General features: G+C 60.6%; 19 protein-coding genes and 1 pseudogene. 9 read left to right on the top strand and 11 right to left on the bottom strand.

The features are described 5' to 3' along the window. The first annotated feature begins 119 nt into the window (after nt 1-119). Nucleotides 120-1,007 (top strand): acetylglutamate kinase, encoded by an 888-nt coding sequence (gene argB, locus FHT82_RS07750; protein WP_183728030.1) that lies wholly within the window; start codon nt 120-122, stop codon nt 1,005-1,007. Nucleotide 1,008: 1 nt separating this feature from the next. Here argB and FHT82_RS07745 read toward each other — a convergent pair whose 3' ends face one another. Together FHT82_RS07745 and FHT82_RS07740 are read right to left on the bottom strand one after the other, a co-directional pair. Further along, nucleotides 1,009-1,782, bottom strand: a complete 774-nt coding sequence (locus FHT82_RS07745) for an isocitrate lyase/phosphoenolpyruvate mutase family protein (RefSeq protein WP_183728027.1) — start codon at nt 1,780-1,782, stop codon at nt 1,009-1,011. Beyond that, the gene (locus FHT82_RS07740; RefSeq protein ID WP_183728024.1) at nt 1,779-2,849 is read right to left on the bottom strand and encodes a trifunctional transcriptional activator/DNA repair protein Ada/methylated-DNA--[protein]-cysteine S-methyltransferase; all 1,071 of its coding nucleotides are present in this window, start codon (nt 2,847-2,849) and stop codon (nt 1,779-1,781) included. The genes FHT82_RS07745 and FHT82_RS07740 overlap by 4 nt, the downstream gene beginning before the upstream one ends. Nucleotides 2,850-2,952: 103 nt before the next feature. Here FHT82_RS07740 and FHT82_RS07735 point away from each other — a divergent pair, with 103 nt between their 5' ends. Then, entirely contained in the window at nt 2,953-3,660 is a 708-nt protein-coding gene (locus FHT82_RS07735; RefSeq protein ID WP_183728021.1) for a pyrimidine 5'-nucleotidase, read from the top strand. 102 nt (nt 3,661-3,762) lie between these two features. After that, nucleotides 3,763-4,386 (top strand): EF-hand domain-containing protein, encoded by a 624-nt coding sequence (locus FHT82_RS07730; protein WP_183728018.1) that lies wholly within the window; start codon nt 3,763-3,765, stop codon nt 4,384-4,386. Between the two features lie 109 nt (nt 4,387-4,495). On the opposite strand, the gene FHT82_RS07725 is transcribed toward FHT82_RS07730, so the two are convergent. After that, nucleotides 4,496-5,362 (bottom strand): LOG family protein, encoded by an 867-nt coding sequence (locus tag FHT82_RS07725; protein WP_183728015.1) that lies wholly within the window; start codon nt 5,360-5,362, stop codon nt 4,496-4,498. Between the two features lie 195 nt (nt 5,363-5,557). Between FHT82_RS07725 and dapD the strand changes: the two genes are divergently transcribed. From dapD to FHT82_RS07710, 3 genes are all read left to right on the top strand, one after another. After that, on the top strand, nt 5,558-6,415 hold the full coding sequence (gene dapD / locus FHT82_RS07720; protein WP_183728012.1) for a 2,3,4,5-tetrahydropyridine-2,6-dicarboxylate N-succinyltransferase: 858 nt from the start codon (nt 5,558-5,560) through the stop codon (nt 6,413-6,415). Between the two features lie 102 nt (nt 6,416-6,517). Beyond that, a complete protein-coding gene (dapE, locus tag FHT82_RS07715) occupies nt 6,518-7,711 on the top strand; it encodes a succinyl-diaminopimelate desuccinylase (protein WP_183728009.1) in 1,194 nt (397 codons plus the stop codon). Nucleotides 7,712-7,713: 2 nt separating this feature from the next. Then, nucleotides 7,714-8,310, top strand: a complete 597-nt coding sequence (locus tag FHT82_RS07710; RefSeq protein WP_183728007.1) for a hypothetical protein — start codon at nt 7,714-7,716, stop codon at nt 8,308-8,310. Between the two features lie 25 nt (nt 8,311-8,335). On the opposite strand, the pseudogene FHT82_RS07705 reads toward FHT82_RS07710, so the two are convergent. The 5 genes and pseudogenes from FHT82_RS07705 to FHT82_RS07685 form a co-directional block, all read right to left on the bottom strand. Further along, a pseudogene (locus FHT82_RS07705) lies at nt 8,336-8,457 on the bottom strand (arsenate reductase (glutaredoxin)); the annotation flags it as partial. After that, nucleotides 8,435-9,241: a tRNA pseudouridine(38-40) synthase TruA gene (truA, locus tag FHT82_RS07700; protein WP_183728004.1), complete on the bottom strand. Its 807-nt coding sequence runs from the start codon at nt 9,239-9,241 to the stop codon at nt 8,435-8,437. The pseudogene FHT82_RS07705 and the gene truA, both read right to left, overlap by 23 nt. Next, on the bottom strand, nt 9,241-10,176 hold the full coding sequence (gene fmt, locus FHT82_RS07695) for a methionyl-tRNA formyltransferase (RefSeq protein ID WP_183728001.1): 936 nt from the start codon (nt 10,174-10,176) through the stop codon (nt 9,241-9,243). Before fmt ends, truA begins: the two co-directional genes overlap by 1 nt. A gap of 97 nt (nt 10,177-10,273) precedes the next feature. Further along, complete coding sequence (def, locus tag FHT82_RS07690) at nt 10,274-10,789, bottom strand: peptide deformylase (protein ID WP_183727998.1); 516 nt, start codon at nt 10,787-10,789, stop codon at nt 10,274-10,276. A gap of 95 nt (nt 10,790-10,884) precedes the next feature. After that, nucleotides 10,885-12,384: a globin-coupled sensor protein gene (locus FHT82_RS07685; RefSeq protein ID WP_183727996.1), complete on the bottom strand. Its 1,500-nt coding sequence runs from the start codon at nt 12,382-12,384 to the stop codon at nt 10,885-10,887. A 192-nt stretch (nt 12,385-12,576) separates the two neighbouring features. Here FHT82_RS07685 and FHT82_RS07680 point away from each other — a divergent pair, with 192 nt between their 5' ends. The 3 genes from FHT82_RS07680 (at nt 12,577) to FHT82_RS07670 (ending at nt 17,324) form a co-directional block, all read left to right on the top strand. Continuing rightward, a complete protein-coding gene (locus FHT82_RS07680) occupies nt 12,577-13,800 on the top strand; it encodes a DNA recombination protein RmuC (RefSeq protein WP_183727994.1) in 1,224 nt (407 codons plus the stop codon). 43 nt (nt 13,801-13,843) lie between these two features. After that, nucleotides 13,844-14,743, top strand: coding sequence for a ribokinase (locus FHT82_RS07675; protein WP_183727992.1), 900 nt, complete (start codon nt 13,844-13,846; stop codon nt 14,741-14,743). 241 nt (nt 14,744-14,984) lie between these two features. Continuing rightward, a complete protein-coding gene (locus FHT82_RS07670) occupies nt 14,985-17,324 on the top strand; it encodes a methyl-accepting chemotaxis protein (protein ID WP_183727990.1) in 2,340 nt (779 codons plus the stop codon). 73 nt (nt 17,325-17,397) lie between these two features. Here the strand turns inward: FHT82_RS07670 and ptsN are convergent, their stop codons facing one another. The 3 genes from ptsN to rpoN form a co-directional block, all read right to left on the bottom strand. After that, nucleotides 17,398-17,862: a PTS IIA-like nitrogen regulatory protein PtsN gene (ptsN, locus tag FHT82_RS07665; RefSeq protein ID WP_029868958.1), complete on the bottom strand. Its 465-nt coding sequence runs from the start codon at nt 17,860-17,862 to the stop codon at nt 17,398-17,400. 72 nt (nt 17,863-17,934) lie between these two features. Further along, nucleotides 17,935-18,516, bottom strand: coding sequence for a ribosome-associated translation inhibitor RaiA (gene raiA, locus FHT82_RS07660; RefSeq protein WP_183729185.1), 582 nt, complete (start codon nt 18,514-18,516; stop codon nt 17,935-17,937). Between the two features lie 323 nt (nt 18,517-18,839). After that, nucleotides 18,840-20,387, bottom strand: a complete 1,548-nt coding sequence (rpoN, locus tag FHT82_RS07655) for an RNA polymerase factor sigma-54 (protein ID WP_183727988.1) — start codon at nt 20,385-20,387, stop codon at nt 18,840-18,842. Between the last annotated feature and the right edge of the window lie 62 nt (nt 20,388-20,449).

Raw genomic sequence — 20,449 nt, 5'->3', positions numbered from 1 at the left:
CAATATGAGCTGGCAGGCTTCCAGGTCGGCCTTAGATACGAAAAACTATTGCGTGCCGGATTATTCCATCTGTCAAAAACTTGAGATAAAAGGCCGCGATCAATTCCGCGGGGTCCCCCATGAACGAGTCCGAAAGCGAAATCCAGGCACGTCTTCTCGCACAGGCGCTGCCCTTCATGCAGCGCTACGAAAACAAGACGATCGTCGTGAAGTACGGCGGCCATGCCATGGGTAATCCCGAACTCGGCAAGGCCTTCGCCAGCGATATCGCACTTTTGAAGCAGTCCGGCGTCAACCCGATCGTCGTGCATGGCGGCGGCCCGCAGATCGGCGCGATGCTGACGAAGATGGGTATCGAATCCAAATTCGAAGGCGGATTGCGCGTTACCGACCAGAAGACGGTCGAGATCGTCGAAATGGTTCTCGCCGGCTCGATCAACAAGGAAATCGTCGCGCTGATCAACCAGACCGGCGAATGGGCGATCGGCCTTTGCGGCAAGGACGGCAACATGGTCTTTGCCGAAAAGGCCCGCAAGACCGTCAAGGACCCCGATTCCAACATCGAGCGCGTGCTCGATCTCGGCTTTGTCGGCGAAGTCGTCGAGGTCGACCGTACGCTGCTCGACCTTCTCGCTCGCTCCGAGATGATTCCGGTTATCGCTCCGGTTGCTCCGGGCCGCGATGGCGCGACCTACAACATCAACGCCGACACTTTCGCTGGCGCGATCGCCGGTGCGCTGAACGCCACCCGCCTCTTGTTCCTGACGGATGTGCCCGGCGTGCTCGACAAGCAGGGCAAGCTCATCAAGGAGCTTTCCGTCGCCGAAGCGCATGCGCTGATCGCCGACGGCACGATTTCCGGCGGCATGATCCCGAAGGTCGAGACCTGCATCGACGCCATCCGGGCGGGCGTGCAGGGCGTCGTCATCCTGAACGGTAAGACGGCCCATTCCGTGCTGCTCGAAATCTTCACCGAGCACGGCGTTGGCACGTTGATCGTTCCCTGATCTATCCAGCGGCAGTGTAGATCGCTGCTGCCGCTTCCTTCAGCTTCGCCATCATGGTCCGGTACGGCCCCGGACCATAACTGATACGCGAAACGCCAAGTCTTGCGAGATCAGCCGGATCAGGCGCGCCTGCCTTCATCATGATATTGACCGGCAGCGTGGAAGCCGCGCAGACCGCCTCAATCAAAGCCGGCTCGATGAGGCCGGGCACGAAGAAGCCGCTGGCTCCCGCAGCCGCATAGGCCTTGCCGCGCTCGATCGCTGCGTCGACCAGACCTGCATGTCTGGACCCATCGCCCTCCTGAAGGAAGAGATCGGTGCGGGCATTGATGAAGAAGTCGATGCCCCTTCCCTCAGCCATTTCCCTGATGGTACGGATGCGGGCCGCCTGCGCTTCAACAGGGTGAAGGCCGGTCCCGCCTACCTTTTGATCTTCAAAATTGATACCGACGGCACCGGCGTCGATCAGCTTTGCGACATTGGCCGCGGCACCGGCAGGCTCTGTCGAATAGCCGCCTTCGAAATCGACCGAGAGCGGCAGATCGTTGACGGCCGTGATCGAGCGGGCGGTCTCGATCAGCACCTCCATCGGCAGCTTCTGGCCATCGCCAAAACCATTGGCGGCAGCCACAGACCAGCTTCCGGTCGCAAGCGCCTTCGCACCGGCCTCCGTCACGGCCTTGGCCGTTCCGGCATCCCAGATGTTGTACAGAATGACAGGGTTACCCTTGCGATGCAGCGTGCCGAAAAGCTCGGCCTTCTCAGTCTGGTTCATGCTGTCCTCTCCATCTTATGTACACCGATCTTCTCCTCGTGCCGCAGCAGCCATTGCTTGCGCCAGAGCCCCCCGCCGTAACCCGTCAGCGATCCGTCTGCACCGAGGATCCGATGGCAGGGAACGATAATGGCGAGCTGGTTCGAGCCATTGGCGCGGCCGACGGCGCGCACGACTTCGGGGCGTTCCATCTCCCTTGCCAGATCGCCGTAAGAGCGCGTGTGGCCAATCGGAATGTCAACGAGCTTCGCCCAGACATGTTTTTCGAAAGGCGTGCCGCCAAGCGCCAGCGGCGTCTTGAAGGTGGTCAGCCGCCCTTCGAAATAGTCTCTGATTTCCGCTTCGATCTGGTCGATTGCCGGCGTGCGGCCAATCGCGACCGAGGAACGAACACGCTTCTGCAGGGCTTCGAGTTCGGTCGGCAATGCCTTGCGGTCGTGAAATTCGAGAAGATGCAGATGGGTCTTGTCAGCGACGGCGACCATCGGTCCGAGCGGCGTGTCGAACCAGTCGGCAAACAGCAGTTCCCGGTTCTGCGAGAGCGCCGGCGCCTTGCCGACAAGGCGCTGGAAGGCCGCCCGAAAACCGCTCGGAGATTCATATCCCGCGTCGATCTGCGCATCGATGACACGTGCACCATCGGCCAGTTGCCGGGCCGCCTCGCCGAGCCGGCGATAGCGGACAATATCGTGGAAAGTCATGCCGAGCGCCCGTTTGAAGGCGCGACGCACGGTCGAGGGATCGTGGCCCCGGCGCACAAGCTCATCCTCGGTCCAGCGTACCTCCGGCTCGTTGTCGAGCTGTGCCAGCAGTTCATCAACAATCGGTTCGCGGCCGGGCTGTTCCAGCGGCCTGCAGCGTAGGCACGGGCGGAAGCCTGAATGCATGCAGGCGGCGATCGTATCGAAGAAGATGGTGTTTTCCCGTTTCGGCTTGCGCGCCGGGCAGGTCAGACGACAGAAGATGCCTGTCGTTTTCACACAGACATAGACCTGGCCCTCGTAATCGGCGCTGCGGGCGATCAGGGCATCATAAAGCGTATCGTCATCGGGGCGTTCGAAAAGCATATGCGCTTTCTACCATCCCGCGCCCGCCCCGTCCGCCGAAAATCGGGCGTCTATTTTCTCTTCGTGATTTTCTTGGCGCCGCGGCCGTGCCATAAGGGCGGCTATGACAAAGATCGACCGTACGCCCAGCAGACACGATTTCGAGCATGTGACCGAATGGGTCTTCGACCTCGACAACACGCTCTATCCGCATCACGTCAATCTCTTCGCCCAGATCGACAAGAACATGACGGCCTATGTCTCGGCTCTCCTGCAGATGGAGCAGGAAGAAGCCCGCAAGCTGCAGAAACAGTACTATTATGATCACGGTACGACGCTGCAGGGCCTGATGATCCACCACGGCGTCGATCCCAACGACTTTCTCGAAAAGGCGCATGCGATCGACTATTCGGCACTGACCCCGCAGCCGGAGCTCGCCGAAGCCATCAAATCCTTGCCGGGGCGCAAGTTCATCTTCACCAATGGCAGCGTCCAGCATGCGCAGGCGACAGCTGGTGCGCTCGGCATCCTCGACCATTTCGACGACATCTTCGATATCGTGGCGGCCGACTACCTGCCGAAGCCGGCGCAGGCGACCTATGACAAGTTCACGGCGCTGAAGAAGGTCGAGACCGGCAAGGCAGCCATGTTCGAAGATCTGCCGCGCAATCTGACGGTGCCGAAGGCGCTCGGCATGCAGACCGTTCTGCTCGTGCCGCGCAATCTGGAAGAGACCGTTGTCGAATGGTGGGAGAGGACCAGCGGCGAGGACGATCACATCGATTTCGTCACCGACGATCTCGCTGATTTCCTTAAGAAGATCACCACCTAACTTACCAAAATTTCATCTATCTTACAGATGTTTAATTGGGCCGCGGCGCGGTTCGGTCCTACCTTTCGTATCGAGGGACATCCTACGAAAGGACGCACTGATATGTACCGCAACAAGCTTATCCTGACGGCGCTTTCTTCTGTTCTTCTGCTCGGCGGTGCCGCCGGGGCCAGCTTCGCAGCGCCGGGCGACCAGTCTAATCGTCCGCCTCACCATGGGAAGATGGAGCATGGCATGATGGGCGGACCGCGCGGCGCCGCCTTCCGCGAAATCGCCTTTGTACGCATGCTGAAGCAGTTCGACGCCAATAAGGACGGAAAGGTTTCGAAGCAGGAGGCAACCGACGGTATGGAGAAGATCTTTGCCGCCATCGACACCAACCATGACGGGTCTCTCACTCCGGGTGAAATCCGCGAATACCGTGAGGCACAGTTCAAGGCCCGCCGTGAAGCCGCCTCGGCCAAGCGAGACGACGCGGATGACAATGCCGCGCCTGACATGGCTGAAAACAATGATCATCGCCGTTCCGACCGCGACGGTCGTCACGGGATGCGCGCCCACATCATGGGCGCCTCACTGATGATGCATCGCATCGACACCGATCAGAACGGCCAGATCAGCAAGCAGGAGGCTGAAACCGCCTTCAACAAGTTCTTCGATCGCATGGACCGCAACAAGGACGGCGTGATCTCGATCGACGACATGCCGGACCGGCCTTTCCTTTAAAGGCCGACCGGTCTTTCCCTGGATATCGCGAGGGGTTTGCCTCTCGCCCAGAGCCCCACCCTCTTCCCGCTTGCGGGGAGAGGGTTTTCGTTGCCGCACTGAAGTTGCCTTATTCGGGATGCTCGTAAAAGTCCTGCACGATCTTCCAGGCCTCATCGGCGGTATCGACGAAGCTGATCAGGTTCACGTCCTCAGGCGCGATCGTCCCGAATTCGGCAAGCGCCTCGAAGTTGATGATGCTCTGCCAGAATTTCGAGCCGAAGAGCAGTAGCGGGATGCGCTCCATGCGGCCGGTCTGGATCAGCGTCAGGCATTCGAAGAATTCGTCCAGCGTGCCGAAGCCGCCGGGGAAGACCGCGACGGCCTTGGCGCGCAGCATGAAATGCATCTTACGGATCGCGAAATAGTGGAAATTGAAGCTGAGCTCGGGCGTCACATAGGCATTCGGCGCCTGCTCATGCGGCAGCACGATATTGAGGCCGATAGAGGGCGCGCCTTCATCAGCCGCACCGCGGTTACCAGCTTCCATGACGCCGGGGCCGCCGCCGGTGACGACGACATATTCGCGGAAATCGGAGCCGGCCGAGTAACGTGAGCACAGACGGGCGAATTTGCGGGCCTCATCGTAGTAAACCGATGCAGCTTCGAGATTTGCACGCTGGGTCTCGTTGCGGGCTGCCCAGGCGCTCTGGCCGGGGGCCGGAATGCGGGCTCCGCCGAACATGACGACGGTTGACGTGATGCCGCGCTCGGCCATCATCATCTCGACTTTCAGGAGTTCGAGCTGCAGGCGGATCGGGCGCAGCTCCTCGCGGCAGAGGAAATCCTCGTCCACATAGGCAAGGCGGTAAGCCGGTGAGAGCGTCTGCGGCGTCTTCGGAACCGCTTCCGCGCGCTGCCTGTCGCTCGAACTGCTCTTCAACGGATCCCAGACGCCGTCCCTGCGCCGTCCGCCGCCGTTTCTTGCCTTTGCCATATCGAAATGCCTTTCAGTATTACCGGTCACAAGTGATCGGATATGTCGCTATAACGCCTTGAATCCAGATATGATCTTGTCCGAAAAATCATTCCATTTTACGGGCGCATGCTGTAGATCGGGTGACAACCCGCCAACCGCAATTCCGGAGACTCCATCGTCTCCACGATAAAGATCGAAGTTTAAGGAATTCTCATGAGCGCCACCGACCTCGCATCCCTCGAAAAGACCATCGAAACCGCCTTCGACAATCGCGACAATGTGAACACGTCGACGAAGGGTGAAGTGCGCGATGCAGTCGAGGCGGCTCTCAATCTGCTCGATGAAGGCAAGGCACGCGTGGCCGAACGCGGCGCCGATGGTGCCTGGAAAGTCAATCAGTGGCTGAAGAAGGCCGTGCTGCTCTCCTTCCGCCTCAACGACATGGAGGTCGTCAAGGGCGGTCCCGGCCAGTCGACCTGGTGGGACAAGGTTCCCTCGAAGTTCGAAGGCTGGGGCGAGAACCAGTTCCGCGCCGCCGGCTTCCGCGCCGTGCCGAACGCCGTCGTGCGTCGCTCGGCCTATATCGCCCCGAACGCGATCCTGATGCCCTCCTTCGTCAACCTTGGCGCCTATGTCGGCGAAGGCACGATGGTCGATACCTGGGCGACCGTCGGCTCGTGCGCGCAGATCGGCAAGCATGTGCATCTTTCCGGCGGCGTCGGCATCGGCGGCGTTCTGGAGCCGATGCAGGCCGGCCCGACGATTATTGAGGACAATTGCTTCATCGGCGCCCGGTCGGAAGTCGTCGAGGGCTGCATCGTGCGTGAAGGTTCCGTGCTCGGCATGGGCGTCTTCATCGGCAAGTCGACCAAGATCGTCGACCGCGCCACCGGCGAAATCACCTATGGCGAAGTGCCGCCCTATTCCGTTGTCGTCGCCGGCTCACTGCCGTCAGACAAGACGATGGCAAACGGTCAGCAGGCGCCGAACCTCTATTGCGCTGTGATCGTCAAGCGCGTCGACGAGCAGACCCGTTCCAAGACGGGCATCAACGAACTGCTCAGGGATTGATGACAGCCCGGAATTGATCCGGTAAACAGTCGGCGTCTTTTTGGGCAAGGTGGTCTGCGCCTTGCCACGCCTTTGCCATTCCCACCGGATAATTCGACCGCCATGACCGCCACGAATCCCGTTGCCAATCTTCAGACGTTGATCCGCTGCCCGTCCGTGACGCCGGCAGAAGGCGGAGCACTTTCGGCGCTGGAAGCGATGCTTTCGCCGCTCGGTTTCAAGATCGACCGAATGGTTGCGCAAGAGGCCGGCATGCCTGACGTCGAAAACCTCTATGCCCGCCTCGGCACCGAGGGACCGCATCTGATGTTTGCAGGGCATACCGATGTCGTGCCTGTCGGCGACGAAGGCGCCTGGACGCATCCGCCATTTGCCGCCGAGATCGCCGGTGGCGAGCTTTTCGGCCGTGGCGCGGTCGATATGAAAGGCGGCATTGCCTGCTTTGCAGCAGCCGTTGCCCGGCATGTCGAGAAGCATGGCGCACCGAAGGGCTCGATTTCCTTCCTGATCACGGGTGACGAGGAAGGCCCGTCGATCAACGGTACGATCAAGGTTCTGCAATGGGCCGCCGAACGCGGCGAGACGTGGGATGCCTGTGTCGTCGGTGAGCCGACCAATCCGAACAAGCTCGGCGACATGATCAAGATCGGCCGGCGCGGCTCGCTCTCCGGCAAGATTGTCGTGCATGGCGTGCAGGGCCATGCCGCCTATCCGCACCTTGCCGACAATCCGGTGCGCGGCATGCTGCAACTCACCCAAGCACTCATGGATCCGCCCTTCGACGCCGGCACGGACAATTTCCAGCCGTCCAATCTCGAAGTGACGACCATCGATGTCGGCAATCCGGCGACCAACGTCATTCCGGCCAAGGCTTCCGCGAGCTTCAATATCCGCTTCAACGACACCTGGACGGCAGATACGCTGCGGGCGGAGATCATCAGGCGCCTCGATGCGGCAGCCGCAGACGGTGTATTGCGGCCGGGCCGCGAGCCGGTGAAATACGAGATCATCTGGGCCGATCGACCGAGCCACGTCTTCCTGACGCGCAACAATGCGCTGATCGCCTCATTGTCCTCGGCTGTGGAAAGCGTCACAGGTGCATCGCCGGCGCTGTCGACGACGGGCGGTACGTCCGATGCGCGCTTCATCAAGGATTATTGCCCGGTCGTGGAATTCGGCCTCGTCGGCCAGACCATGCATATGGTCGACGAGCGGGTCGCCGTTGCGGATCTGGAGACGCTGACGGCAATCTACGAGACCTTCATCGAACTTTGGTTTGAGAATGCCGGGGTTTGAGAATGCCGGGCTTTAGAGAGGTTCAATATTATCTCGCCGGCATCTGGCTGCTGATCAAGCTCGATCCGCGCGGTTTCCGCTTCCTCGACATATCGGATCGCGGCGTCAACCGTTCCTTCTGGGCGATCATCTGGTGCCTGCCGCCAACGGGCATTTCATGGCTCTGGTGGCGCAATGCCTATCTCCGCTCCATGCCGCCGGAAACCGATGTCGGATTTCCCTTCTACTTCCGGCTTGGGCTCGTAGAACTTGCGAACTGGTTCGTGCCGCTGGTCTTTGCCGGCCTGCTGCTGCTTGCCGTGCGTATGGGCGAGCGTTTCGCGCCTGTCGTCGTCGGCGTCAACTGGCTCAACGTGCCGCTCGCCTATATCAACGGGCTGCTGCTGGCGTTCGTGTTCTTCCTGCCGGACTCGGTTGGTATCGTGTCGCTGCTGCTGCTCGTCTTCATGCTGGCGCAGGTCTTCGTGCTGGCGCGTATCCTCAGAATGATCTGCCATGGCCATGCCCTGATGGTCGGAGCGCTCACGCTGGTGCTGCTGGTGCCATCGATGATGCTGTCGGAATATCTGCAGAACTTCCTCGGCGTCTATCCGGCTTGATCAGCGAGGATTGACGCCCTTGGCATCGCGTCGGCAGCGTCTTCAGATATTCGATCACTTCGCGGTTTCTTCGCCGGGCAAGCAGATCACGGCCAGCGTGTTGCGCGACGTGCCGCAGGCCGGATTACGACAGATCGTCACCGTCATCGTTTTCATCCATCGGTTTGCGGCGATCGGTGATCACCTCGGGATAATCCACCTGCATGAAATAGAGCCCGTCCGGCGGCGCCACGGGACCGCAGGCTTTGCGATCACGAGCGTCCAGTGCCGCGCGCACATCATCTGACGTCCACTTGCCTTCACCCGCCAGCTTCAGCGTTCCGGCGAAGGAGCGGATCTGATTGTGCAGGAAGCTCTGGGCGGTGGCGCGGATCTCGATCAGTTCGCCATTGCGGGTCACGTCCAGCCGGTCGAGCGTGCGCACCGGACTGTTTGCCTGGCAGTGGGCTGAACGGAACGTCGAGAAATCGTGCTTGCCGACGAGCGTCTGGGCTGCGGCATGCATGACCTCGTGATCCAGCACCTTCGGCACCCACCATGCCTTGCCCGCTTCCAGCGCCAGCGGCGCGCGTCGGCTGATGATGCGATAGAGATAGTGCCGGCGGAGTGCGGAAAAGCGGGCATCGAAGAATTCGCTCGTCACCTCGACACTGAGGATCGCCACCTTCTCGCGAGCAAGCTTCAGATGGGCATTCAGCGCATTCTGAAGCTTGAAAGGCGACCAGTCCTTCGAAAGATCGGCATGGATGACTTGCCCCATGCCATGCACGCCTGAATCGGTGCGCCCCGCACCACGAATAGAAACGGTATCGCCACTTGCCGAAAAGATGGCCTTTTCGATCGCGCCCTGCACCGACGGCCCGTTGTCCTGCCGCTGCCAGCCGACATAAGGGCCGCCGTCATATTCGACGATCATGCGGTATCGCGGCATCAGGCGAGCCTCGTGCCCGCGGCAAGCGGCGTACCATGAAGGAAGTCGCCGGCGGCGAGCGGTTTGCCACCGGCCTTCTGCAGCTTTGTAAGGCGGACAGCGCCCGCTCCGCAGGCAACCACGAGATCGTCGGTCAGAAGTGTACCGGCCGTACCCTCACCCGCCGTAAGTTCGGAACCGAGCACCTTCACGCGCTCAGCTTTACCGTTGATCTCGAGTTCGAACCAGGCGCCCGGGAAGAGCGCGAGGCCTCGGATATGATTGTGAACGTCTTTGGCGTCGCGGCTGAAATCGATGCGTGTTTCTGCCTTGTCGATCTTGGCGGCGTAGAGCACGCCTTCGGCCGGCTGGGGGGTGAGCGGCAGATCGTCCATCTCCAGCTTGACCATGGCCTCGGCCATCGCCTTTGCGCCAACATGCATCAGTCTGTCGTGCAGTTCGCCCGCTGTCATGTTCGGGCCGATCTCAACTTCGCGGGTGAGCGCGACGTCGCCGGTATCGAGACCCTTGTCCATCTTCATGACCATCATGCCGGTCTTTTCATCGCCGGCCATGATCGCCCGCTGGATGGGCGCAGCACCGCGCCAGCGCGGCAGCAGCGAAGCGTGGCCGTTATAGCAGCCGTAACGCGTGCCGGTCAGGATTGCTTCCGGCAGCAGCAGGCCGTAAGCGACGACGACGCCGACATCGGCGCCGAGCGCGCGGAAACGTTCACGCTCTTCGGGGTCTTTGAAATTGACCGGCGTAAAGACCGGCAGGCCGAACAGCTCAGCCGCCTGGTGTACCGGCGATTTCTGGAGATCGAGCCCGCGTCGTCCACCGGGCCGCGGCGGCTGGGTATAGACGGCAACGATCTGGTGGCCGGCCTCCACAAGCAGGCGCAGCGTCGGGACGGAAAACTCGGGCGTTCCCATAAAAACGATACGAAGAGACATTCTATCTCACCAATTGAGGATCACCGTCTCCAAACGGGTTTGCCGGCTCATAATAAAGCCCGCTCGAAGTCTTTCGTACATGCCGCTGCCAGCCCGCTTAGAGTGCCTTGGACTTGGAAGCCTTGGTAAACTTCTTGATCACCATTTCGCGCTTCAGCCGCGAGATATGATCGATGAAGAGCACGCCGTTCAGGTGATCGATCTCGTGCTGGAGGCAGGTCGCCAGAAGCCCATCGGCCTCTACACTCTGTTCCTTGCCTTCGCGATCCAGATATTTGACCGTGACTTTCGCGGGGCGTTCGACCTCCGCGTAGTAGTCGGGAATGGAAAGGCAGCCTTCCTCATAGACGGACCGGTCGTCCGAGGAGCTGACAATCTCCGGATTGATGAAGACGAGCGGCTGCTTATCCTCGCCTTCCTTCGACAGATCGATGACGAGCATGCGGCGCGCAATGCCAATCTGGATCGCGGCAAGGCCGATGCCCGGTGCGTCGTACATGGTTTCCAGCATGTCGTCGGAGAGCCGCTGGAGATCGGCGTCGACCCGCTCGATCGGCTTGGAAACCTGACGGAGAACCGGATCGGGAAGAATGATGAGTGGCTTGATGGTCATGGCGTTCCCATAACCCATCTTTTCACACTAGGGAATCATCCGCTGGGCAGGGATTGCGGTTTTTTGCAGCGGCTGCCCGGTTTTTGTCCGGATTGTCAGGCTGCGCGGCGAGCGGCACCCGCAACCTGACGGCCTTCGGCGCGTGCGCGGAAACGCTGCAGCAGCTCAATGAGGTTTTCGACCTCATCCTTCAGCCTGCGGGTTTCGGCGGACGTACGCTCGACCATGCCAGAATTCTGCTGGGTGATGGTGTCCATATTGCGGATCGCCACGCTCACCTCGTTGACGCCGGTCGCCTGATCGCGCGCAGCGGCGGCGATATCTGCAACGAAGCTGTTGATGATGTCGATGCGGCTGATCATGTCGCTCAGCGCCTCACCGGTGCTGCTGACGATGTTGACGCCCTCGTTCACCTGCGTGGAGCTTTCAGAGATCAGGTTCTTGATCTCCTTGGCGGCATCGGCCGTGCGCTGGGCAAGCTGACGAACCTCCTGCGCGACGACGGCGAAGCCCTTGCCTGCATCACCGGCACGGGCGGCTTCGACGCCGGCGTTCAGCGCCAGCAGGTTGGTCTGGAAAGCGATCTCATCGATGACGCCGATGATCTTGGCGATCTCGGTGGAAGACTTCTCGATGCCGGCCATGGCCGAAACGGCGCTGGTGACGAGTTCGCCGGAATTCTTGGCTTTCTCCTGCGTTTCGCGCACGGCGCCAGACGCCTTCTCGGCATTGGCGGCGGTCTGGCTGACGCTGACGGAGAGCTGCTGCAGCGCGGCCGAGCTTTCTTCGACGCCGGCTGCCTGCTGCGCGGTGCGCAAGGCGAGATCGTCCGTCGCCTTGGACATCACATCGGCACCTTCGAGAATGTAGCTGGAGGTCGCGCGGACGGAAGTGAAAGAATCACGAAGGGCGCTGACAGCCCTGTTATAATCCTCTGCCATCTCACGAAAATTACCGGGCAGATCCGAGGGAAGCGTTGCTTCGAGATCGCCGCGCGACAGCGCTTCGAGGCCGCAGCGCAGATGTTCCAGCGCCAGCGCCTGATCGGCTTCGGAGCGGGCACGTTCTTGTTCCAGCGCGTGGCGTTTTTCCTCGAGCGCCTGGAGATAGACGGAGATGGAATAATCCATGTCGAGCATCGCCGCCTTGATGACGGCAGTCAGCTTTTCGGCGAGCGCCTTTCCCTGCTGGCGGGCAAAGAGCGATGGCCACTGCTTTTCCATCAGGCCGCGGACGAGCTCCGACATGACAAGCGCATAACCGCCGATATACCAGCGCGGCTCCAGGCCGATGCGGGCATGGGTGCGGCCGACGGCCGTGACGCCGCTCACATAGCGCTCGTCGAAATTGCCGCCAGAAAGATTGCCCCAATGCTCCTGCTGACGCTTCTTGGCGTGGCCCATATGAGCCCTGTCGGAGAAAAAGCCTGCGACAGCCGGGGTCTTTGCAAGCTTGCCGTAAAATTTGTCTAGTGCGCCGCCGAGAAGCTCCGAGATCGCCGGCCGCAGCTCCCGCAGGTTCTTGCGCGCCTCATCGTCAAGCTCAATGAAGTCAAGGCGCTGCCTGAGGGCATTGTCGGTCTGCTGGGGAGTCATGGACGATCTCTATCTGGCGCGAATGCGGAGGGGATAACGACGCCAGATTTGGCGAATATGGTTGAGCAATCGTTAAACGCATCGCTAATTTTTCTTCTGTTACAGCGAAGTAGCTGGATAGCACTGAAAAGGCCAGCGTGGACTGTTCACGTTTTGATCTGGATATCGCCGGCCATTTTGTTATGGTGTGGTATGACCATGACACCCGACTCACTCACCATTTCCCTGCCCATACTGAGCCCTGGCGTGCTTGCGCTCGCTGGCGGTGCGCTCGCCGTCATCATTCTCGTGACGATCGTGTTTGCGCTGCGCAGCGCCGGCATTCGTCGCGAAGAGGCAGAAGAGGCCAATCTTCGCGCTGCAGAAAGCGAAGCGCGCATGGCCGAACTTCTGAAAATTCAGGCCGAGATGCAGGGGCGCATCTCGACCATGACGGAAGTCTTTGGTGCACGGCAGGCCGAGCTCAATCAGGCGATCAATCAGCGGCTCGACGGCATGTCGCAACGCATGAACTCGACGCTGACCGAGCAGACCAAATCGACGCATGACAACCTGCAGAAGCTGCAGGAGCGCCTGGCGGTGATCGATGTCGCCCAGAACAATATCCAGACGCTCGCCAAGGATGTCGTCGGGCTGCAGGCCATTCTTTCCAACAAGCAGACGCGCGGAGCCTTCGGCCAGTCCCGCATGGAAACGATCGTCGCCGATGGCCTGCCTATGGGCGCCTATGCCTTCCAGCAGACGCTTTCCAACGGCTCGCGACCGGACTGCACGATCCGAATGCCGAACGGAGCACCGCCGCTCGTCATCGATGCCAAATTTCCGCTCGAAGCGTGGAACGCGATCCGCGATGCAGGCGGACCGGATGCGGGCAAGCTTGCCGCCCAGCAGTTTCGCCGAGACATGGAAGTCCATATCAAGGATATTTCCGAGAAATATCTGATCCAGGGAGAGACGCAGGACACGGCTTTCCTCTTCGTTCCCTCGGAATCGATCTTCGCTGAAATTCACGAGAATTTCGAGGCGATCGTGCAGAAGGCTCACCGCGCACGTGTCGTCATCGTCTCGCCTTCGCTCTTGATGCTGTCAATCCAGGTCATCCAGGCCGTTCTGAAAGACCAGCGCATGCGGGCACAGGCGCACGTCATCCAGGGCGAAGTCGCCCTCCTCATGGACGATCTCGGCCGGCTCGACGAACGCGTGCGCAAGCTGCAAGGACATTTTTCCCAGACGCAGCGCGACGTGGACCAGATCATTACCTCGGCGGACAAGCTCACCAAGCGCGGCGCGAAGATCGAGGCGCTGGAATTTGAAGCGAGTGGTGACGGCAAACAGGCGCAGGTGAGTGAGCCGCCGGCGAAATCTGTCGAAAGCAGGACCGGACTGCTTAAGCTCAGGGTGGTTGACGAGGAGTGATCCCTTCGGCAGTGTCGCGCCCGAAGCAAGGGACGGACATTCCATGATCACAGTATTCGGCTCCATCAACATGGACCTCATCGCCACCACCGAGCGCCTGCCGAAGCCCGGCGAAACGGTTGCCGGCAACAGCTTTGCGACGGCAGCCGGCGGCAAGGGCGCCAATCAGGCGCTCGCTGCCCGACGCGCGGGCCGCTATGTCCATATGGCAGGCGCTGTCGGCAAGGATGCCTTTGCCGAGGACGCCCTTGACCTGCTCGATGGCGCCGGCACTGATCTTTCCCTCGTCAGCCATGTCGAGGGACCGACCGGCATAGCCCTCATTCTCGTCGGTGGCGACGGCGAGAACATGATCGCGGTCATTCCCGGCGCGAACGGCAAGGTGAGCGGCGACAATGCCGAGGCTGCCGTCAACGCCATGAACGAGGGCGATATACTCATGCTGCAGCTCGAAATTCCGGTCGAGGCGGTCGAACGTGCGCTTGCTGCCTCTCGCGCCAAGGGCATTACCAGCATTCTCAATCTCGCGCCGCTCATTCCGGATGCGCCGCGTCTCGGCCGGCTGGCCGACATCGTCATTGCCAACGAGACCGAATTCGAGCGGCTGGCGGGACAGGAAAACATGACTGCCGACGATCGCGAGGCGGCATTGGAGCGCCTGCATGCGGAAACCGGCCAGACCTTGATCGTCACGCTCGGCGGCGATGGGGTCATCGCGATCCGGGGTGGCAAGATTTCTCGCGCGCAAGGCCTGATCATCGAACCTGTCGACACTGTCGGAGCAGGCGATACGTTCTGCGGCTACTTCGCCGCAAGCCTCGATGAGGGGCTGGATTTCGACTCGGCGCTGCGCCGCGCAGCGGTCGCCGGTTCGCTCGCTTGCCTGAAGCCGGGCGCTCAGCCCTCCATTCCGCTCGCAGCCGAGGTCGCAGACAGAATATAGTCCAGTCCAGCCGCGAACTGGTTATGAAACACGGCCCCTAGTTTTGGGGTGGTGTGCAGGATTTGCTGCCGAGACATATAGAATTTCATTCAAATTTAAGAGGTTTCCGGCGATCCTTCGGGCGATCACCGCCTCGCTCATCGTCGAGGCGGTCACCCCCAATGGCAGCTCCATGATAGAGCGTGCCTTACCCGCTGCGCCGGAGAATGGCCCTTCGGTGCGTCCTTGCCCCGAGGAACCTATGTTCATTTTCAGAATGAAATCGCTTGCGGCGAAGCTCATCGTCATTACCGGCGCCGCCATTGCACTGGTGCTTGTCGTTTCGAACCTCTTCCTCATCGACCAGACCCGTAACCGCGTCCAGACCCTGACGCTGGATCAGGCTAACTCGGAAGCCAAATCGATCGCCAATGAGATTGCAGCCAATGTCGGGGAGCTCGCGAGCGCTGCCCGCACCATGTCGGGCGTCGTCGGACGCGGGCATGAAGGCAAGATCCTCGACCGCAAGGGCATCATCAGCATTTTGAAGGCCAATCTCGAACAGAACGCTTTCGCCTTCGGCAGCTGGTTCTGCGAGCAGCTTGGCGCCTTCGACGGCAAGACCACGGAAATCGCCAACAACAACGACGAAGGCACCAACAAGGTCGGCGCCTTTACGCCCTACTGGTCGAAGACCAGGACCGGCGACATCCAGTTCTCGACCTTCGACAACGATTACACCGCCGAATGGTGGAAGCTTGCTGCCGATAGCGGCAAGGGCGCGATCACCGCGCCCTACCTCGCCGAAGGCACCGACGTTCCCACGCTGCTGACCTCGATTGCCTATCCGGTCATGTCCGGCGGCAAGATGATCGGCGTGGAAGGCGTCGATATTTCGCTGAAGTCGCTCACCGATAAGGTGCAGGCGCTGCGCCCCTTCGGCTCCGGCCGTGTGACGCTGATCGCCCAGAACGGCAATTGGATCGTCGCTCCGACCCCCGACCTGATGTCGAAGCCTTATGGCGACAATCCTGGCTCGGCTGACGTGAAGGCTGCGCTTTCCTCCATGAAGGTCGGCCTCGTCAAGAACCTCAGCTTCGATGGCCTCGATCCCTTCGACCGTGTCGTCTATCCCTTCGCCGTTCCCGGCCTGAACGCCAACTGGGTCGTGCTGGTCGACGTCCCGCACACGGCGATGAATGCGCCGGTTCAGGACCAGACCTTCATGATGGTCATCAACGGCATCATCGTGCTCGGCGCCGTGCTGCTCGCCCTTTACTTCGCCGTCCGCTCGCTGGTTCAGCGTCCGCTCGCTGGCCTCGTTTCCAGCGTCAAGGCGCTGAGCGACGGAAAATACGACGAAACGGTTGCCGGCCAGAACCGTGCCGATGAAATCGGCTCGGTCGCCAAGGCTCTCGAAGGCTTCCGCTTCGCGCTTGCCGATACGCGGCGTCTCGAAGCCGAGGCCGACAATCAGCGCCTCGCGGCCGAAACCGAACGCGGTCGCTCGGAATCGGAACGCCAACAATCGGTCAACCTGCAGCGTCACATCGTCTCGATCGTCGGTGCAGGCCTTTCCGAACTGTCACAGGGTAATCTCGGCCACCGCATTACAGAGGAATTCCCCGGCGAATACGGCAAGCTGAAGCAAGACTTCAATGCCGCTCTGGCAAGCCTCGAGGAAACCATCAATACGATGAGCCTCAGCGTCGTCAATATCGGCTCCGGTACGGGCGAAATCAGCAATAGCGCCTCCGACCTTGCCAAGCGCACCGAGCAGCAGGCGGCAAGCCTGGAAGAGACGGCGGCAGCGCTCAACGAGCTGACCGCCCAGGTCAATTCCAGCGCCGAGAACGCCCGGACGGCCGCTGACAACGTCAATCTCGCCTGCGAAGACGCCGAGAAATCAGGTGAAGTGGTGCAGAAGGCGATTGCCTCCATGCACGGTATCGAACAGTCGTCGACGGAAGTTTCGCGCATCATCGGCGTCATCGACGAAATCGCCTTCCAGACGAACCTCTTGGCTCTGAACGCTGGTGTCGAGGCTGCGCGCGCCGGTGAAGCCGGCAAGGGCTTTGCAGTCGTCGCGCAGGAAGTCCGGGAACTCGCCCAGCGTTCGGCGAATGCCGCCAAGGAGATCAAGACGCTGATCAACACCTCAGCCGTCCAGGTCAAGGAAGGCGTCGATCTCGTCGGGCGCGCCGGCGAGACGCTACACAAGATTGCCGAGCAGGTGATGGGCATCAACGGTCTCATCCGCCAGATCTCAGCTTCGGCCAGCGAACAGGCCGTCGGCCTGAAGGAGATCAACCAAGCCGTGAACCAGATGGATCAGGTCACGCAGCAGAACGCCGCGATGGTGGAAGAAACCACCGCAGCCAGCGTGACACTGAACGACGAGGCTCAGACGCTGAAAACACTGGTCACCCGTTTCCGTGTCTCCAGCCAGGGCAATGCCGCGGCAGCACTGCGCTCCACCGCACAGCAGATGCGCGCACCGGCTGCGCCGACACCACGCGCCGCTGCTCCGGCACCGCGCCGGGCCGTTGCCCAGTCCCGCGGCTCGGCCGCTGTGGCCCAGGACAATTGGGAAGAGTTCTGATTGCTGGTCGCATAACAAGAAAAAGGCGCCTGATCACTCGGGCGCCTTTTGCATTCCGGATAGATCGCCAGCTTCAGGCAGCGTTCGACGTCTGCTCTTCGTTGAGGAAGGCATAAATCGCCGAGGCGGAGTCGGTCGCGCGCAGCTTGGCGACCAGATCATGATCGCGCAGCACGCGCGCGATGCGCGAAAGCGCCTTCAGGTGATCGGCGCCGGCGCCTTCCGGCGCCAGCAGCAGGAACACCAGATCGACCGGCTGGTCGTCCAGCGCTTCGAAATCGACCGGCTGTTCAAGCCGGGCGAAAATACCGACGATGGAGTGAATATTGACGAGCTTGCCGTGGGGAATGGCGATGCCGTTGCCGACGCCGGTCGAGCCCAGGCGTTCGCGCTGCAGGATCACATCGAAGATTTCCCGTTCGGAAAGCCCGGTAGTCCTGGAGGCTTTTGCTGCCAATTCCTGAAGCAACTGTTTCTTGGAATTTACCCTGAGGGCGGGAATGATCGCATCCTGGTGCAGCAAATCTGCCAATGCCATTTCTTTTTCCTTCTGTCGCCAAGACCAAGCTTCCGAGGGAGCCGCGCCCTGCGCCACTCCCTCGCCCTGATCTCAGCCTTTGATATTGGCCGAATCGATCCAGCCAATATTTCCGTCGTGACGACGGTAAACGATGTTGAGCTGTTCTTTGCCGGGGCTGCGGAACAGGAGAAGCGGCTCGTCGGTCATGTCGAGCGCCATGACGGCGGTTGCGACGGACATCGTCTTCAGCTGCTTCGTACTTTCGGCGACGATAGCCGGAGCGAAATCGTCCGGGACCTCGTCTTCATGATCGGGAACCGCGTCCATGACCGTGTAGGCGACTTCTGCAAAGCCGCTGCCGTTCAGATGATTTCCGGAGTGGTGATCCTTGAGCTTCCGCTTGTAGCGGCGCAGGCGCTTCTCGATACGCTCGGATGCCGCATCAAAGGCAATCTGCGGATCCATGGCCTCGCCTGCTGCATGCAGCACGACGCCGCTATCGAGATGAAGCTTGCAATCAGCGGAAAAACGAGAATTCGACTTTTCCACGATCACCTGACCGGAATATCCCCCGTCGAAGTATTTCGTGACGGCCAAACCAATTTGGTCCTCGATCTTTTGACGGAAGGAGTCACCAATTTCCATATGTTTACCGGATACACGCACACTCATGGAGTTTCCCTTCTTATGGTCGTTTGCGAGTATCAGTTTACGCCAAGCCTCAACCTCATCCAAGCACTTCGCGCAATCTCAAGCAAGATGAGCTCAAGTCTGCGTGTCCCTGGTGCCTTGAGGATGATGGGGATAATGCCCGGATGCCCTTCGCTGCTCCGATTGCGGCGGGCTTCTAGCGACGGCCTCCCGGAAAGTCAATAGCCCGCCAAAGCGATGTCTAGTATACGCGGAAAACGTGCAGTGAAAATCCCATAAAATGGGGACGCCTCCGCCATCAGCGGCTCCAAGCGGCGATCAATGACTCGCCCAAGCATTGCAAATCAGAAACCGGCGACCTTGGCCAGCGCTCGCTTTTCCCTACGGCGTTGGACAGAAGAGGCGATGTTCATCGCCTCGCGGTATTTGGCGACCGTACGGCGGGCAAGATCGATCCCACCCTTCTTGAGCATATCGACGATGTCGTCGTCGGAAAGCACCGCATCGGGGTTTTCCTGCAGGATCAGCGTGCGAATCTTGTGGCGGACTGCTTCAGCCGAATGGCTGTCACCGCCCTCGACGGCGCTGATCGAAACCGTGAAGAAATATTTGAGCTCGAAGAGCCCGCGCGGCGTCAGCATGTACTTATTCGAGGTGACGCGGCTGACCGTCGATTCATGCATCTTGATCGCCTCGGCCACTGTCTTCAGGTTCAGCGGCCGCAGATGATCGACGCCGTGCAACAGGAAGGCATCCTGCTGGCGCACGATCTCGCTCGCCACCTTCATGATGGTCTTGGCGCGCTGGTCGAGGCTGCGCGTCAGCCAGTTGGCGCTCTGCAGGCATTCGGAGAGGAAGGCATGATCCTCGCCGTTCTTCGCTACGTGCGAAAAATAGGACTGGTTGACGAGGACCCGTGGCAGCGTATCCGGATTGAGCTCGACCAGCCAGCCACCATCCGAGGAGGGGCGGACCACAACATCGGGCATGATCGCCTCTGAAACGCCGGCCTCGAAACCGCTGCCGGGCTTCGGATTGAGCTGGCGGATTTCTGCGAGCATGTCGAGCAGGTCTTCCTCATCGACGCCACAGAGGCGCTTCAGCGTGGCGAAGTCACGCCGTGCCAGCAATTCGAGATTTTCGACCAGCGCCTGCATGGCGGGATCGTAACGATCCTTCTGGCGGAGCTGAATCGCCAGGCATTCGGCGAGATTGCGGGCAAAGACGCCTGGCGGATCGAGCGTCTGCAGTGCCGAGAGCACACGCTCGATATCTTCTGCATCAGTACCGAGACGCTCGCCGGCTTCGGCGACATCTGCCTGCAGATAGCCCGCATCGTCAAGCTGATCGACCAAATTCTGGGCGACGAGGCGATCAGCCATATCGGGCAACACAAAGGGTATCTGCTGGGCAAGATGATCGCGCAGGGACACTTGGCCGGCGACAAAATCATCAAGATCGTAATTGTCAGCACCTTCGGCGCTGCCTGGCATCGACTTCCACTGGCTGACGAGTTCCGGGGCATCAAGCCGCTGCGGCGCCCCGTCATCCGGGAAGACATTGGTGTAATTGGCGTCCAGCTCATCGCTCAGCCGGCTCGGGCTGCCATTGTCGTACCAGTCGGCGGAAAGCGTTTCGTCGCGGCCTTCATAATCGCCGTCGCCCGCATCCTCCGATTGCGGGGGGTGGGGTTCGTCGGCGGCTTCGCCACGTTCGCCGGACTCACCTTCGCCCGACGGGAATTCAAGGAGCGGATTCTTCTCCACTTCCTGGGCGATAAATTGCGTGAGTTCGACATGCGTCATCTGCAGCAACTGGATGGACTGCATCAGTTGCGGTGTCATCACCAGGGACTGGTTCTGTCGCAGAAAAAGATTGGCAGACAGGGCCATGGCGGACGCGAAACTCCCTCGACTCCTCCAGGAAACCGCGCCCGATCAAGTTTTCAGGCCAC

Origin of the sequence: Rhizobium sp. BK275, assembly GCF_014193555.1 — a bacterium.
Lineage (GTDB): Bacteria > Pseudomonadota > Alphaproteobacteria > Rhizobiales > Rhizobiaceae > Rhizobium.
The sequence above is the reverse complement of the archived record's forward strand: the minus strand, read 5'-3'. Positions and strand labels throughout refer to the sequence as shown.